This is a genomic window from Stenotrophomonas sp., from assembly GCF_059505245.1.
This window is the reverse complement of the sequence record NZ_JCACKF010000008.1, coordinates 65702-80952: the sequence shown is the minus strand read 5'-3', so window position 1 is coordinate 80952 and position 15251 is coordinate 65702. Positions and strand designations below refer to the sequence as shown.

Annotated in this window: 12 protein-coding genes; 3 read left to right on the top strand and 9 right to left on the bottom strand. The window is 66.8% G+C overall.

Annotated elements, in window-relative coordinates:
* The first annotated feature begins 55 nt into the window (after positions 1-55).
* Positions 56-361, top strand: a complete 306-nt coding sequence (locus AC5JLE_RS02610; protein ID WP_046432675.1) for a KGG domain-containing protein — start codon at positions 56-58, stop codon at positions 359-361.
* Positions 362-372: 11 nt separating this feature from the next.
* Here AC5JLE_RS02610 and AC5JLE_RS02605 read toward each other — a convergent pair whose 3' ends face one another.
* Positions 373-1845 (bottom strand): MFS transporter, encoded by a 1473-nt coding sequence (locus AC5JLE_RS02605; RefSeq protein ID WP_164167088.1) that lies wholly within the window; start codon positions 1843-1845, stop codon positions 373-375.
* Between the two features lie 124 nt (positions 1846-1969).
* Between AC5JLE_RS02605 and AC5JLE_RS02600 the strand changes: the two genes are divergently transcribed.
* A complete protein-coding gene (locus AC5JLE_RS02600; RefSeq protein WP_046432686.1) occupies positions 1970-2599 on the top strand; it encodes a TetR/AcrR family transcriptional regulator in 630 nt (209 codons plus the stop codon).
* Between the two features lie 15 nt (positions 2600-2614).
* Here AC5JLE_RS02600 and AC5JLE_RS02595 read toward each other — a convergent pair whose 3' ends face one another.
* The 3 genes from AC5JLE_RS02595 to AC5JLE_RS02585 form a co-directional block, all read right to left on the bottom strand.
* Complete coding sequence (locus tag AC5JLE_RS02595) at positions 2615-2965, bottom strand: VOC family protein (RefSeq protein ID WP_032958352.1); 351 nt, start codon at positions 2963-2965, stop codon at positions 2615-2617.
* Positions 2966-3069: 104 nt separating this feature from the next.
* Positions 3070-3270: a hypothetical protein gene (locus AC5JLE_RS02590; protein ID WP_134965937.1), complete on the bottom strand. Its 201-nt coding sequence runs from the start codon at positions 3268-3270 to the stop codon at positions 3070-3072.
* Between the two features lie 137 nt (positions 3271-3407).
* Positions 3408-3773 carry a hypothetical protein gene (locus AC5JLE_RS02585; RefSeq protein ID WP_496064991.1) on the bottom strand — a complete coding sequence of 122 codons (366 nt, stop codon included), beginning with the start codon at positions 3771-3773 and terminating at the stop codon, positions 3408-3410.
* Positions 3774-3947: 174 nt separating this feature from the next.
* On the opposite strand from AC5JLE_RS02585, the gene AC5JLE_RS02580 reads away from it, so the two are divergent.
* Complete coding sequence (locus AC5JLE_RS02580) at positions 3948-7298, top strand: autotransporter domain-containing protein (RefSeq protein ID WP_496064990.1); 3351 nt, start codon at positions 3948-3950, stop codon at positions 7296-7298.
* A 79-nt stretch (positions 7299-7377) separates the two neighbouring features.
* Here AC5JLE_RS02580 and AC5JLE_RS02575 read toward each other — a convergent pair whose 3' ends face one another.
* From AC5JLE_RS02575 to lanKC, 5 genes are read right to left on the bottom strand one after another with little or no spacing between them, the layout of a single operon-like run.
* A complete protein-coding gene (locus tag AC5JLE_RS02575) occupies positions 7378-8073 on the bottom strand; it encodes an ABC transporter ATP-binding protein (protein WP_496065008.1) in 696 nt (231 codons plus the stop codon).
* 53 nt (positions 8074-8126) lie between these two features.
* Positions 8127-9341, bottom strand: a complete 1215-nt coding sequence (locus tag AC5JLE_RS02570) for an FtsX-like permease family protein (RefSeq protein ID WP_032958343.1) — start codon at positions 9339-9341, stop codon at positions 8127-8129.
* 10 nt (positions 9342-9351) lie between these two features.
* Positions 9352-10677, bottom strand: a complete 1326-nt coding sequence (locus AC5JLE_RS02565) for an ABC transporter permease (protein ID WP_164109728.1) — start codon at positions 10675-10677, stop codon at positions 9352-9354.
* 37 nt (positions 10678-10714) lie between these two features.
* Positions 10715-12358 (bottom strand): ABC transporter transmembrane domain-containing protein, encoded by a 1644-nt coding sequence (locus AC5JLE_RS02560; protein ID WP_164109730.1) that lies wholly within the window; start codon positions 12356-12358, stop codon positions 10715-10717.
* Positions 12355-15075 carry a class III lanthionine synthetase LanKC gene (lanKC, locus tag AC5JLE_RS02555; RefSeq protein ID WP_164109731.1) on the bottom strand — a complete coding sequence of 907 codons (2721 nt, stop codon included), beginning with the start codon at positions 15073-15075 and terminating at the stop codon, positions 12355-12357. The genes AC5JLE_RS02560 and lanKC overlap by 4 nt, the downstream gene beginning before the upstream one ends.
* Positions 15076-15251 lie beyond the last annotated feature (176 nt).

Sequence of the window (15251 nt, the reverse complement as noted above, 5' to 3'; positions counted from 1 at the left end):
CTTATCCGGGCACACGCAAGGATGAGCTCCCCTTCCATGCACCGGGAGCCTTCACATGGCTGACCAGCATCACGGCACCTCCCATCGCGGCTTCGCTTCGATGGACCGGGATAAGCAGCGCGCGATTGCCGCAAAGGGTGGACGCGCCGCGCATGCGTCCGGCAATGCACATGAGTTCAGCCCGGCCGAGGCACGCGTGGCAGGCCGCAAGGGCGGCGAGGCGATCAGCCGCAATCGCCAGCACATGGCAGCGATCGGCCGCGAAGGCGGGCACGCGCGCCACGCCAATGCACGGCAACAGCGGCAGCACGCGGCCGAACCCGCGCCGACGAAGGAAGGGCCGCAACGCCAGCAGGGCTGACCGCAGCGTGCTCAGGCGCGCCTGCACTGGCGGTACAGGGCGAGCGCTGCCAACAGGGCCAGCACGCCCGCGACAGCCATCGCCCAGCCGAAACCGCTGGCCATCGCGTCGCGGTACCAGGCCAGTATCTGCGTCCCCGGCAGCAGTGAAGACGGCTGCAGGATCAGCGTGCGCGCCTGTGCGGCCACTGCGGGCTGCCCTGCCGCCTGCGCGGTCGCAGTGAACTGGCGTACCGCGCGCAGGCCCATCAGGCTGCCCAGCAGCGCGATGCCAAGGCTCATGCCCGCCTGGCGCAGCGCGTTCATCGTGGCCGACGCAATGCCGGCACGCTCGGCCGGTACGCATGACATCACCGCCATGCCGGTCGCAGGTACCGCCAGTCCCATGCCAGTGCCGAGCAGCATCAGCAGTGCGCTGGCCTGACCGTGCGCTGTAGTCGGCTCGAACGTGGCAATCGCACACAGCGCCATGCCTGTCATTGCATAGCCCGTCACCAGCGCGGCATGCAGCCCGAACCACGCCGCCAGACGGCCGAACAGCAGCGACACCACCGCCATCAGCACGAACTGCGGTACCAGCTGCGCACCGGCCTGCGCAGCCCCATGTCCCTGCGCCTGCTGGAAGAACAGCGACAGGAAGAACAGGCTCGCATAAGCGGTGAATCCAAGCACGAACGAGGCCAGGTTGAGCATGCCGAAACCCGGCTTCGCCAACAGGTCCAGCGGCAGCAGCGGCCGCGCCACGCGGCGCTCGACCCACGCAAACAGCGCCAGGCCGGACGCTGCGATGCCGAGCGCCAGCAGGGTCGAAGGTGCCAGCAGGCCGTGCTCGCCGATCGCGATCAGGCCGTAACTGAGTGCACCCAGCGCGACGATGCTGAGCAGCTGCCCGGCCGGGTCCAGCGCGGCGTGCTGCGGATGCCGTCGCTCAGGAATGCCCCAGGCCCCCAGCGCGAGTGCAAGCAGGCCCAGCGGCAGGTTGATCAGGAAGATGCTGGGCCAACCTGCGCGCTGCACCAGTTCGCCTCCCAGCAGCGGCCCCAGCACCAGCGCCAGCGCGCTGAACGCCGACCAGCCCCCGATCGCGCGTGCACGCTGGCGCGGATCAGGGAATGCATGGCTGAGGATCGGCATCGCACTCGGGATCAGCAGGGCGCCGGCCACCCCCTGCACCGCCCGCCCCGCCACCAGTGCGGAAAGACTGCCTGCGCAGGCACACAGCAGCGAGCCCACGGTGAAGGTCGCCACGCTGAGCAGCCACATGCGGCGGTGGCCATAGCGGTCACCCAGCGGCCCCGCCGACAGCATCACTGCGGACAGGGCGATGGCATAGGCGTTGATCACCCACTGCAGCCCGGCCATGTCGGTGTGCAGTGCCTGCTGCAGCGTCGGCAGCGCGACGTTGACGATGCTGATGTCCAGCGAGGCGAGGAAGGTGCCCAGGTAGGCCGCCAGCACCAGGGCCGGCCGTCGGAAGCGTTGCATGTGCGGATGCCGGGAGGGAGCGTGCGCGCATCGTAGTTTGCTGACTGACCGTCAGTCAATGACCGGCGGTCAGTCATTGCCGGAGGAAGCTAGAATGGCGACCGTCGCACCCGGACCCCGCCCCATGCAGATTCCCGCAGTCGCCAGGCCCCGCACCAAACCCGCTGAAACCCGCCAGGAAGAGCTGATGGACGCCGCGCAGGCGCTGTTCCTGTCACAGGGCGTGGAAGCGACCACCATCAGTGACATCGTGGCCGCCGCCGACGTGGCCAAGGGCACGTTCTATACCTACTTCGCCTCGCGCACCGAGATCCTGCAGGCGCTGGCGCAGCGCTACACGCTGCAGTTCATGGCCGAGGTCGACCATGCCGTTCAGCAGCAGCCTGCCCACGATGGCGTGGCGCGCCTGTGCGCCTGGATCCGCGCCAACATCGAGACCTATGTGCGCACGCACGCACTGCACGACGTCGTCTACGCCAACCATCACCACCACCAGCGCGGCAATGCCGAGCGCAACGCCATCCAGCAGCAGCTGCTCGACATCCTCGAGGCGGGCACCCGTGCAGGCCTGTGGCAGCTGCCGGCACCGCAGATCACGGCCTCGCTGATCTATGCCGGCGTACATGGCGCCACCGATGACCTGATCGCTGCGCCCACGCAGGACGCCGACACCTTCATTGCGGCGGTGGTGGCCGATTGCCTGCGCATGGTCGGCGTGTCGCCGGCGCCGAAGCGTGGCGGCACCCGTCGCTGAAGCGCCCGCCGTCGCTCAGGCGTGGGCGAGGATGTTCAACAGCCGGCCGAACGGGTCGCGGACGAAGAAGCGCCGCACGCCCCAGGGCTCGTCGGCCGGCCCATAGTCCAGCGCGATGCCAGCCGCGTGCATGCGTTCCAGCACCTCCTGCAGGTTGTCCACTTCGATAGACAGGTCCGGCACCGGTGCGCCGGAACCCCCTTCGCTGGCGAAGCTGACCTGCGCCAGCGCACTGCCCTGCCCGCCATGGGTGACGATCCAGCCATGGTCCATCACCACCGGCATGCCGAGCAGCTCGCCATAGAATGCAGCGGCACGGGCGGGATCAGACGTGGCGATGTTGGCGACGACACGCATGACGGCCATGTTCCACTCCACCAGGAAGAATGCGCCGAGAGTGCCCGACCCTGCGCACAAACAGAAGAGCCCCGTCATGGACGGGGCCCGTCATCAGCCGATCATGGCTGGGCTTACACCGCGCCGCAGCGCTCCATGACGCATCGATCGTATTCGTACTGGCATTCCATGGCATCACCCCCACCGGCTACGCACGCCTGGTAGGCCTTCCAGCAGGGCAGATCGCAGGGCGGAATCGGTCCGGCCACGGCCACCGAGCCGCTGCAGGCCAACGCGAACACAGCACCGGCGATCACTTTCCTGAAAGTACGCATCGACATCACTCCTTGATAAGCCTGGGGAGCCCAGGCCGGGCCACCTTAGCGCTGCACACGGGACGTTGGGTGAAGGCGGATGCGGCTGGACTCAGTGTTGCAGCATTCCCAGGACACGCAGTTGCCCGGCCAGCTCATCACTGTTGCGCCACGGCAGGATCGGCGAATTGCCGCGCTCGTCCGGCGGGTGTCCGGCAGCGCGTCGGACCCGCCACCTGCCCCTGCAAGCGACACCAGCGGCCGCTTGTGCAGCCAAACCTCCGAGATCGTGCAGGCGCGCCCACCGCTGACGATGCAGGCATCACGGCAAGGGCCATGATCAGGTTGCGCGCATCCCCCATGCCACAGGGCACCACCACCGTGGCCGGCCAGTCGGCCTGCGGCATGCTGCCTTCCGGGATGACGCTGGGCACCTGGCCACCAGCTGCGCGCTCGAACGCGTCGCTGCCAGGATCGGCACCACCCAATATCGCCAACGGTGGTTTACGGAATGCGGTACGCATGGACGGTTCCGAAGCCTCGGAAGGACGGGTCACGGTGCCCTGCCCGCTGGAGCCGCACCATGCACCGATCACAAAACATTAACACGTTCATAAAATTCCCTTCACATTACTGGGGGATATCGCCATGCCTTGGCGTTAACGGCCTTGTTGTCCGTCAACCAAGGAAGTTGTCCGATGAATCACCCGCTGTACGGCCGTTCGTCCCGCTCCCTGTCGCATCGCCCGCTGGCGCTTGCCGTCGCCAGCTCGCTGCTGCTGGCCACCGCACTGCCAGCCATGGCCAGCGAATCACTCGAGGCCTGGCAGCAGCAGCGCCAGCTGCAGGCCGCGTGGGCGCAGCCCGCTGCCAGCACCGCACCTGCAACCACGGCCACGGCAGCTGCCGCCAGCAGCACCGCCGTTCTTGGCAATCCCGGCGATCCGGCCAGCTGGCGCAGCGACGAATTCAACGCCGATTGGGGCCTGGGCGCGATGGGCGCGGACTACGCCTATGCGCGCGGCCTGACCGGCAAGGGCGTACGCCTGGCGCTGTTCGACTCGGGCTCCGCACTGGCGCATCCGGAGTTTGCAGGACGCAATACCTCCAGCATCACCATCGGTGCCGACTGTGCGACGCCGGGTGTGGTCGCAGGGGCCGGCGCCTGCGGGCAGACCCGCGGCGAACAGCCCGGCTACAACTACTACGGACTGGGCGCCGGCGTTCCGGCCTCACTGGCGGCACGCCTGATCGCCGCCGGCCAGCCCTATGGCTTCAGCTACGCCGATCACGGCACGCATGTGCTTGGCACCATCGGCGCCAACCGCAATGGCACCGGCATGCATGGCGTGGCCTTTGGTGCGGATCTCACTGCCGCCCGCGTGTTCGGTGACACCTACTACGAGTGGCGCCTGGACCCGGACAGGTTCTATCGTCCGCGCGCGGTGTACCGCACCGATCCGGATGATGCCGCCACGCTGGACATGTATGCGCAGATCCAGGCGCAGGGTGTACGCGCCATCAATCACAGCTGGGGCATTTCCACGCGCAACATGACCGCCGCCGCGCTGGACCAGCAGTACGCCAGCATCGGTGCCGACTACGGCGTGTACGGCAGCATCTACGCCAACAACGGCGATGCCCCGGGCTCCACTCTCATCCAGGTGTGGTCGGCTGGCAACGGCAGCGGTGCGGTTGCCGGCATCACCGCCTCGATGCCGCGCTGGAAGCCCGAACTGGAACCGTACTGGCTGGCGGTCGCCAATGTCCGCCGGCCCGACGCCGCCGCAGGTGAAACCGACTACGTGATCGATGGCAGTTCCAGCATCTGCGGCGTTGCCGCCAACTGGTGCATCTCTGCCCCCGGTACCGATATCGTCAGCACCATCGTCTCCGGCGATATCCAGGGCCGCATCGAGAACACCTCCGCCTACGTGCGGCTGATCATCGACAGCGAGAACACCAGCTACGTCTACGGCACCAAGACCGGCACGTCGATGGCCGCCCCCCATATCACCGGCGCCCTCGGCCTGCTGATGGAGCGCTTCCCGTACCTGGACAACGCCCAGGTCCGCGACGTGCTGTTGACCACCGCACGCGATCTCGGCGCGCCAGGCATCGATGCAATCTACGGCTGGGGCATGGTCGACCTGCGCAAGGCCATCGAGGGCTATGGCTCGCTGCGCGTGGACACCAACGTGGTGATGAACCAGAGGGCCGGCGGCCTGAAGGTCTGGGAAGGCGATGCGTGGGACAACTGGACCAACGACATCGGCGGCCCCGGCAAGCTGACCAAATCCGGTATCGGTTGGCTGCGCCTGAGCGGCAACAACAGCTTCAACGGCGCCGTGGTGCAGGACGGCATGCTGGAGTTGAACGGCGCCAACACGCTCACCTCGACGGTCGAGGTCCAGGGTGGCCGGCTGCTGCTCAACGGCAGGCTGGTCTCCACCGCCCTGACCACCACCGGTGGCGTCAGCACGGTCAGCACCAGCGGCGTGCTGGATAACAGCAACCTGGTGGTCAACGGCGGCGTGGTGTCCTTCAACGGCACGCAGACCGGTGGCACCACCACCGTCGGCGCCAATGGCCTGCTGAAGGGCGTCGGCACGCTCGGCAACACCCGCGTGGACGGCATCATCGCGCCGGGCAACTCGATCGGCACGCTGACCATCAACGGCAACTACGTGCAGGGCGCCACCGGCGTGTATGCGGCGGAGCTGGCACCGGGTAGCCGCAGTGACCAGCTGCACGTGACCGGCACCGCCACCCTCGGCGGCACCCTGGTCGCCCTGCCGGAACCGGGCGTGTATTACCTCGGCGAACAGTTCAACGTCCTGCGTGCCGACGGTGGCATCAGCGGCCAGTTCGCCAAGACCGACTTCAGTGCGTTCTCGCCCTTCCTGCAGTTCAGCCTGGCCTACGGCGCCAATGGCACGCGCATCGACGTTGCCCGTGGCGCTTCGCTGGCCACGGCTGCCAACACGCCCAACCAGCGTGCGGTGGCGGCCGCCGCCGACCTGCTGCCGATCGCCCAGGGCCTGCCCAAGCCGCTGACCCAGCTGTTCCCGCAGCAGGTCGGTGGCGTGCTCGATGGCCTCAGCGGCGAGCTGCATCCGGCCACGGCCATCGCCCTGGTCGAGGGCAGCCGCTACGTGCGCGATGCCGCGTTGTCACGCCGTGCCGGCGCCAGCGCGCCCGGCAGCGACGTGGGTGATGCGACGGGTGCATGGGTGCAGGCCATCGGTGGCAACAGCAGGCTGGACGGTGACTTCAACACCGCCCGCACCGAGGCCAACAGCAACGGCCTGCTGGTCGGCATCGACCGCGAGTTCTCCGGCTGGCAGGTCGGCGTGCTGGCCGGTACCGGCCGTACCGACGTCAAGCAGCAGGACCGCCGCGCCAAGTCGAAGATCGACAACACGCACTTCGGTGCCTACGCCAGCCACACCTGGGGCGGCTTCGGCCTGCGCGGTGGTGTGGCGTGGAGCAAGCACGAGGTGAAGAGCACGCGTGAAGTCGCCTTCGCAGGTTTCAGTGACAGCCTGAGCGCGCGTTACGACGCCCGCACCCGCCAGGCCTTCATCGAAGCTGGTTATCGCTTCGGTGGCCCCGAAGCCGGGCTGGAGCCGTACCTGCAGGTGGCGCGCGTGGAAGTGGACCTCAAGCGCATCAGCGAACGCGGTGGAGCAGCGGCGCTGCAGGGCAAGGTGAACGACACCGGAACCACGATCGCCACCGCCGGCGTGCGCTTCGACAAGGGGCTGAAGGCTTCGTTCCAGCAGGACAGCTGGCTGCACCTGCGCGGGGGCGTCGGCTATCGTCGTGCCTCGGGGGATCGCAGCCAGGTCGCCAACCTTGCGTTTGCCAATGGCAGCTCCACGTTCGCGGTCAACGGCGCGCCGATCGCCGACAACGCGGTGGTGGCCGAACTGGGCCTGTCGGCGTGGCTCACCTCGCGCCAGCAGCTGGAGCTGGGCTACAGCGGCCAGTTCGGCAGCGAGAGCCGTGACCATGGTGCGAATGCACGCTGGTCCGTGCGTTTCTGATCTGTGCCTGCAGTGCGATGAAAACAGGAGGGGCGGCCCATCGGCCGCCCCTTCTGCTTGCGGGTGACGCTCTTTCAGCTCAGGCGCACAGCGCCTGCATGGCCTGTGCTTTGACCTCGACGATCTGCCCATCCACGATGTGGACGCTGCGACCCGCGCACGCCGCCAGCTCCTTGTCATGCGTCACCATGATGATGGTCATGCCGCCCTGGTTGAGCTCACGCAGAATCTCCATGACCCCCTGCGACATCTGCGAGTCCAGGTTTCCGGTCGGCTCGTCAGCCAGCAGCAGGGCCGGCGTACCCGCGATGGCGCGGGCGATCGCCGCGCGCTGCTGCTGCCCGCCCGACAGTTCGCCGGGATAGTGCGACATGCGGCTGCCCAGTCCGACCTGGGCCAGTGCCGAGGCCACACGCTGCCTGCATTCGGCTGCCGCCATGCCACGGTAGCGCAGGGGCACCTCCACATTGGCCTGGATGGTCAGATCCGGAATCAGGTTGAACGCCTGGAACACGAAGCCGATCTTCTCGTTGCGCAGCGCGCTGAGCGCCGCGTCGCGCATGCCGCCAACATCCACGCCACCGATCGCGTAGTGGCCCCCGGAAAAGCCCTCGAGCAGACCGAGGATGTTCAGCAGTGTGGACTTGCCGGAGCCGGAAGGGCCGGTAATCGACAGGAAATCGCCCTCCTGCACCGACAGGTCGATGGAGCGCAATGCATGGGTCATGACTTCACCCACCTGGAACACTTTGCTGACGCCTTGCATCCTGAGCATGGGAATTCTCGCTTGCAGATGGAAGCAGCGACCGGCCAAGGCCGCTGCGGGACTCACAACGAACGGATGGCCGACACCGGCGCGATGGCCGCGGCACGCAGCGCCGGCAGCAGTACCGCCGCCTGGCCCAGCAGCAGCAGGATCACCGCACTCACCGGCAGGTACAGCAGTGGCAGGCGCGGCAGTTCGTAGAAGCGCATCAGGGTCAGGTTCATCGCGTAGGCCAGCAGAGCCCCGGCCGCGATGCCGATGGAGACAATCAGCAGGTTCTCGATCTGGAAATAGCGCATCACATCGGTGCGCGTGGCCCCCAGCGCGCGGCGGATGCCGATCTGCTTGCGACGTTGCTCCACCCAGTAACTGGCCAGTCCGACTATGCCCAGGGCAGTGGCAGCCAGCAGTGCGATGATGACACCGCCCAGCAGCCCCATCATGACCCGGTCACCTTCGAAATGCCGCTCGCGCAGTTCGGAGATGCGCCGGCTGCCTTCGACATCGAACACCACGTCCGGCGCGACACGGCGGATTGCCTGCTGCGCATCGCGCATCACGCGGTTCATGTCGCCGGCCTCGGCGCGCACCAGATAGCGGCCGGTCAGGCGCGGCCCCTGCGATGCGGGCACGATCACCGACCAGTCCGAGCCCTTGGCTTCACCGCGGCCGGGGCGGGATACGGCCATGTGCTCGACCACGCCGATCACCCGCAGCCGGGTATCCATCGCCCACAGGCTCTTGCCCACGGCGTTTTCGCCGGGCCAGTAGCGTTGGGCCAGCTCCTGGGTGACCAGCGCCGGGGGATTGGCCGGCACCAGTTCATCGGTCGGTGCGAACTCGTCCGCACCGGGCATGCGCCCCCCCACCAGGTGCAACTGCAGCGCGTCCAGGGCCACGGCATCGGCCAGGTAGAAATCCAGAACACCGCCGGGCACCTGCTGGTCCTCGTCCAGGTTGACGCCGGCGCGTATGCCCGGGCTGCCGAACGGCATGGCACTGACCAGCCCGGCCGCCGTCACGCCGCTCAGCCCCCGCAATGCACCAACGACCCGCGCGTTGACATCGTTGGCGCGCTCGGCATCGATGCCGTCGAGCTGGATCACCCCCAGCCGTGACTCGTCCAGGCCACTGACCAGCTGCATTGCAGCGTTCCGCTCGATCATCAGGAAGATCGCGTTGCACAGCACGGCGCAGGCCAATGCGATCTCCATCGCGATGAGGAAGGTCGCCAGGCGGTGCCGGCGCAGGGCCGAAAGTACGATGCCGATCTGCATGGTGGTTCCTCTACAGAAGCTTCAGTTGGGCGATGGGCTGGACCGCACTGGCACGGATCGCGGGAATCAGGCTCGCCAGCAGGCTGGCCAGCACCGACAGCGCCAGGGTGAACAGCAGCATGGTGGTATCAAGCCGCGCCAGGTCCGCATAGGCCACCGGCTGGCTGCGCACCGCGCTCAGGCCGAGCCAGGTCAGCAACAGGCCCAGCGTGCCACCCAGTGCCCCCACCAGCGCGGCCTCGACCACGCACTGCAGGAAGATCGCCGCGCGGCTTGCGCCCAGTGCGCGACGCAAGCCGATCTCGCCGCTGTAGCGCAGGAACTTCGCCAGCAGCAGACCGACCACATTGGCAATGCAGATCCCGAGGAAGGCGAAGGCCAGGATGGCCTGCAGCTTCACGTCGCTGGGTACCACCTGGTTGAAGTCGAGCCACTGCATCAATGAGCGCAGCCGCGTGTTGTCGGCGTGGCTGATCCGGCCCAGGGCCTTCTGCTCAGCGGCATAGTTCTGCAGGAACCGCTGATAGGCGGCCACCTTGGCGGCGCTGTCCAGCTTGACCCACAGGTGTACCCAGACACACGGCGCGGTCTGCAGCCGGCCGCGCTCCTCCGGCGTGGACCAGCAGGTGAACGGCACGAAGTCGCCGTCATTGATCTCCAGGCTGGAGGTCAGCGGCATGAACAGATCATCGGCCGAGGCGAAGAAGCCCGACGTGTTGCCGCCGCTGAAGCGGCCGCCCCGCACCTTGTAGAACAGCGGCGAGGGCCGCCAGGGCGCGAGCACGCCCACGATGCGCATCGCGGTGTCCTTGACCCGCAGTGTCTGCCCCACACTGTCGCCCCCACCGAACATCTGCTCGTTGAGCTCCGACGAGATCACCACCACACGTGCGCGCGCGTCATCCTCCTCGCGCGACCACCAGCGTCCATGCGCCAGCGGCACCGCGAACATCGTCGCGAAGTCGGTCGTGGTGGAGATCGATGAGCGGATGACCGGTGGCGCGCTGCCCTGATCGGGCCGCAGCTTGACCGGATTGGTGACCAGCAGTGTCTGCTGGTCCGCGCGCCCGGACGACCACAGGTCGTAGGCCGAACGATAGTCCAGCACGTCGTACGGCTCGCGGCCCTTCGAGTTCGGGTTGGCATCAAGCTGGGGGTAGTAGAGCTCACCGCTGCGCCCAGGCAAGGGATCGCCGGACAGCAGGTAGACCACGGTCAAGGTGGTCATGCTGGCTCCAATTCCCACCGCGATGGCCAGCACCATCAGGGCGGTGATGGCCTTGCTCCGCAGTGTATTGTGCAGCGCCACCTGCGCGCAGTAGACCAGCCTGCGCATGCCCGCACCCTTTCCTGCACCCTGTATCGACTTCATGTCATGCCTCTCCCCGGACGTGCACGGGCGTGACCCGTGCCGGTTGCCACATGGACCTGCCAAGTTCGTGTACGTGATCGAATCGGGCGCGGTAGGCCTCGGCGCCGTGCATGATCATCACCAGCATGCGGCCATGGCTGCGTGCGAAGATCGCGTCCATCGCAATCTCGCGGCTGGCCCTATCGAGGTTGGCGACCGGCTCATCAAGAATGTAGAGGTCGGCATCCTCGCCCAGCACCATCGCCAGGGCGATCTTCTGCTGCTGCCCTGCCGACAGGGTTTCCGGCAGGCTGTCGGCGATCCCGTCGCCGTCCATCCCCAGTCGCGCCAGCAGCACCGGATCGGCGCCGAGGTCGCGCACCTTCAGCGGAGGGAACTGCAGAGGAAGCGTGATGGCGCGGATACGCGCCGGTCGCAGCAGCTGGCCGGCGACGGGCTGGAAGTACCCGGCCAGGACGTTGGCCAGGGTCGTCTTGCCGCTGCCATTGTCGCCAATCACCAGTGCACGTTCACCGGGTGAAAGGGCCAGGGTGAAATCCGAAAACACGGGAGTGGCGCCGTACCCGTAGCCGATCGACGTCGCCAGCAGACCACCCTCGATGTGCGTGGCCGACGCCGCGGCTGCCGGCGCGGTCATGAACTCCGCCACCCGCACCACCACCACACCGTGGCTGTGCATCTCGGCAATGTTCTTGAAGATGCCGATGAGCGTCGTGGCTGAGCGCCAGAAGGCGTTCATGAAGGCGATGAACGAACCCAGTGTCATCTGTTGGCGGAACACGAACAGTGCGCCGACGAAGATCGAGCAGACATCCGAGATCACCATCGTCAGGTCGCTCGCACCCTGCAGGGTCCTCACCACCCTGAAGCGCTGGTAGGTCGAATCCAGCACCTCGCGCAGGCTGCGGTCATGGGCCTGCACCGTCCTGGGGCCCAGGCCGAACGTACAGACCATCTTGAAGGCAGACACGGCCCGGGTCAGCAAAGAAACCAGTTCGGCCTCGCGGTCACGCTCCACCACGGTCAGCTCGCGGATGCGTCGGCCGACCAGCACGCTGACCGTGGTGGCGATGGGAATGATGGCCATCAGCACCAGGAACGCACGCCAGGAGATGATCAGCAGGGCTGCGATCAAGGCGACGAATGTCACCGCCTGGGTCAGGGTAGTGCGTGCGACCGACAGCATCGGCACCACGCCATCCTTCACGTCCGAGCGGATCCGCGCCACATAGTAGCCGGCCCCCTTCTGCACCACCTCGTCATAACTGCGGCCATAGTAGGCGGTCAGCAACGAGGTCCCGATCCGCTCCACGATGCGGTTATCCACGCGCTGCTGCCACAGCGCGCAGCTGTAGTTGCCCAGGTTGGTCACCAGGCACAGCAGCAGATATGCACCGGTAAGCAGCAGGAAGCGATTGAAATCCTGCCGGCTGGCGGCCTCGTCGAAGATCGCGCGGATCAGCAGCGGATGCAGCAGCCCGCCCAGTCCGCCGAACATCGCGGTGGTGGCGGCCACCGCAAGGTAGCGCCCGCGGAGGGGGCCGAGCAGGATCGCGAAGCTGGCGAGGATGGCGCGCACACTGTGCCGCTGCGCGGTCTGCTCGCGCTGAGGTGGCTGTCCGGCCGGGTGCGGGCGCGCATTCATGCAACCGCCGCCTGCCCCACCCCGGCTGCGTCCACTTCCCGTACCACCGCGCCATGCACATCGAGTGCATCCAGGAAGAACTCATCCGGCGCCAGCGTGTCGTACCGATGCAGGGCGCGGATCACTCCGGCGATGCCGGTACCGTGGTCGAAGGAAATGCGGAACAGATTCTCGCCCGGCACCGCCGCCATTCCCTCCTCCTCCTCGAACAGATACAGATCGACGATGCCCTGGTACGGTCGCTCCGCCATCTGCAGGTACCTCGGGTCACCGGAGTAGAGATGGGCGTCGACAAACACATCCAGCATGCCCGACAGGCCATACAACAGGCCGCAGAAGCCGGAATACTTGCGATGGAAGTCATCCACCAGCCGATTCACGTCCTGCCACAGGCCGTAACGGATCGCGACCTTGGCGATGCCCGCAGTCCCCTGCTCCAGATAGGGTTCATAGGTGTTGACCTCTTCCGGTGAGCTGGGAAAGGTGGTCACCCCGGTCTCCAGCTCGAAGCCGTAGGAGAGATCGTGTCGCAGTGCCTGCTCGCCAAGCACGCGCCATGCCGGATCACCACTGAGCTGCGACAGCCTCAGCAGGAACAGCGCCACGCCGGCCTGGCCGTAACCCATGCCGATGCGGACGCCACCTTCGTCCTGCCAGTAGGCACCCCGCTCTCCGTGGTGGACGGTGTCTGCAAGCCGCCGCGCCAGCGACAGCGCCCTGTCGAGATGCCCGGGCAGGCCGGTCGCGTGATGCATGGCCAGGTGCGCCATTCCGATACCCGCCATGCCGTGATACAGCGAGTGATGCGCATGCAACAGGTCACTGCCGTCAGCGCTGTCGAGCAGGCTGCGGGCCAGTTCCACCTCGCCACGCAGCAGCGCCGACCAGCCGATGCCGGCAAGGCCGGTGAGGAACCCCGGCGGTAGCGATGTGCGATCCAGGGCCTGCAGCTCCTGCGCATAGCGCTCCATCACCGCCGGCGACGGCTGATGACCCACCCCATGGAAGGCGTGGATCACACCGGTCGCCCCCAGACCAAGGCTCATCGTGTTGGTGGAGTGCGCGAACGGATCAAGTGGGAACAGCGTCCGCTCCGGCTGCAGCCGGCTGTGTGCATCCATGAACGCGAGCAGCCGCCGGATACACTGGCGCGGCGCCGGCAACGGGCGCTGCGGCGACGAGAACGGCGCCTGCAGGGTCGCCGGCTGCTGCAGCAGCTGTGCGGCCTCTTCCAGGCCGATACGGTCGTCCACAAGCGCCTGGATGACCTCGGCCACTGGCGTGTGCTGCCAGCCGATGTCCTCCATCATCACCGGCAGCACCTTCTGGAACAGGTCGGTACGGATGTAGGCCATGGCCATCAGCGGGAACAGGCAGTAGAACATCACCACCGCGGTCGCATAGCGGTCATCCCTGAAACAGCTGGCGCGCTTGCGACCCTTCATGATCCGGCGGAATCCGGGCGTGTGGATGTCATCCCACTCATCGCTGCCGTCCAGGAACGCGGCCTCCAGGTCGATCAGGCGCACACGCATGTCGCTGCGGTCGACCATGATGTTGGACGGCGAGATGTCACCGATCACCACTCCCACCTTGTGTGCGCGGTCGACCGCGCGAAGCAGACCGGTGAAGATGGTCACGCACATGCCGTAGTAGTCACTACCATCGCGTGCGCTGGGACGGGCCTTCATCAGCGGCGAATGCTTGAGCATCAGCTCGCGAAGATCGAATGCATCCAGGCGCTCTTCCACCAGATAGCTGTTTTCCCAATCGGTGAATGCATCCAGGCAGCGCGGCGAGGCGCCCACCGGGCCCAGCAACTCCAGATTGCGCCGCTCGCGTGCCAGGCGGCTGGTGGCGTCGAGCCCTTCCCCGTGCATTTCCACATGGGGCCGCGCCTCCTTGATGACCACTTCCTCCCCGGTGACCTGGTCCAACGCCAGGTAGACCCCGCCCGTGTTGGAGAACCCAAGCGCGGCCTGCACCTGATAGCGGCCCTCCTTCAACGTCATCTCGCCGGGATCATCCTCGCTGGGGAACGGGTCGGTTTCCCAGGCAGGCACCTCGAAATAGGGATTGCGCAGGTCGGGAACATGGCTGCCGTCGGGCGCGACCAGCATCGGCACCTTCTGGCCGATGAAATCAAGCCGGTACACCTGGCGCATGCCGCCATAGCGGTAATACAGGCAGCGGCAGTCCTTGTAGCGTCGATCAGACAGGATGTACGAGCCATCTTCGTCCTTCAGCGCCCCATGCAGCTGCTCGATGAAGCGCGTGAAGACCGCAAGGTCCAGCGGATAGAGCGTGATGAACTTGCCCGAGCCACCGCGTGGCCAACGCTTGGAGCTCATCATGCGCATCGTGTTCATGTCATTGGCGAACTTGAACTTCACGCGCTCGGCCAGGGCCATCCGGGTGACGGTGCGCAGCACCCGCTGGCAGTTCTCCTGCGTGGCTGAAACGTGGATCTTCCAGCCTTGCGGCGGCAGGTTGCCGGCGACCGGGTCGCCATGCGTCGCCAGGTGCGACCAGACACCGATGCGATGGATCGTCCACGCCATGCCGGCCGCCTCGATCTCCGCTTCAACGATACTGCGGAAATCTTCGCTGGGCCGGTACTGGTTGTAGCTCAATTCGTAGAACCGCTCGTCGCCCCCCACATAGGCGGCCTTGTCCATGTGGCGTGCTTCACGCAGTGATCGTTGACGCGCTGACATCGTCTCTCCCTGGTCGTTTCCACGGCTCGTTTGCCCGGTGCACACATCCGCGAACGCCTCGCAACGCCTCGCACATGCGCGATGGATGCATTGCGGGCGCTCCAGCCTGCAGGCATCGCAAAATGCGGAATGCGGATTCCCTGCCTGCTTCATTCGTAAGCACGGCGTGAAATCCG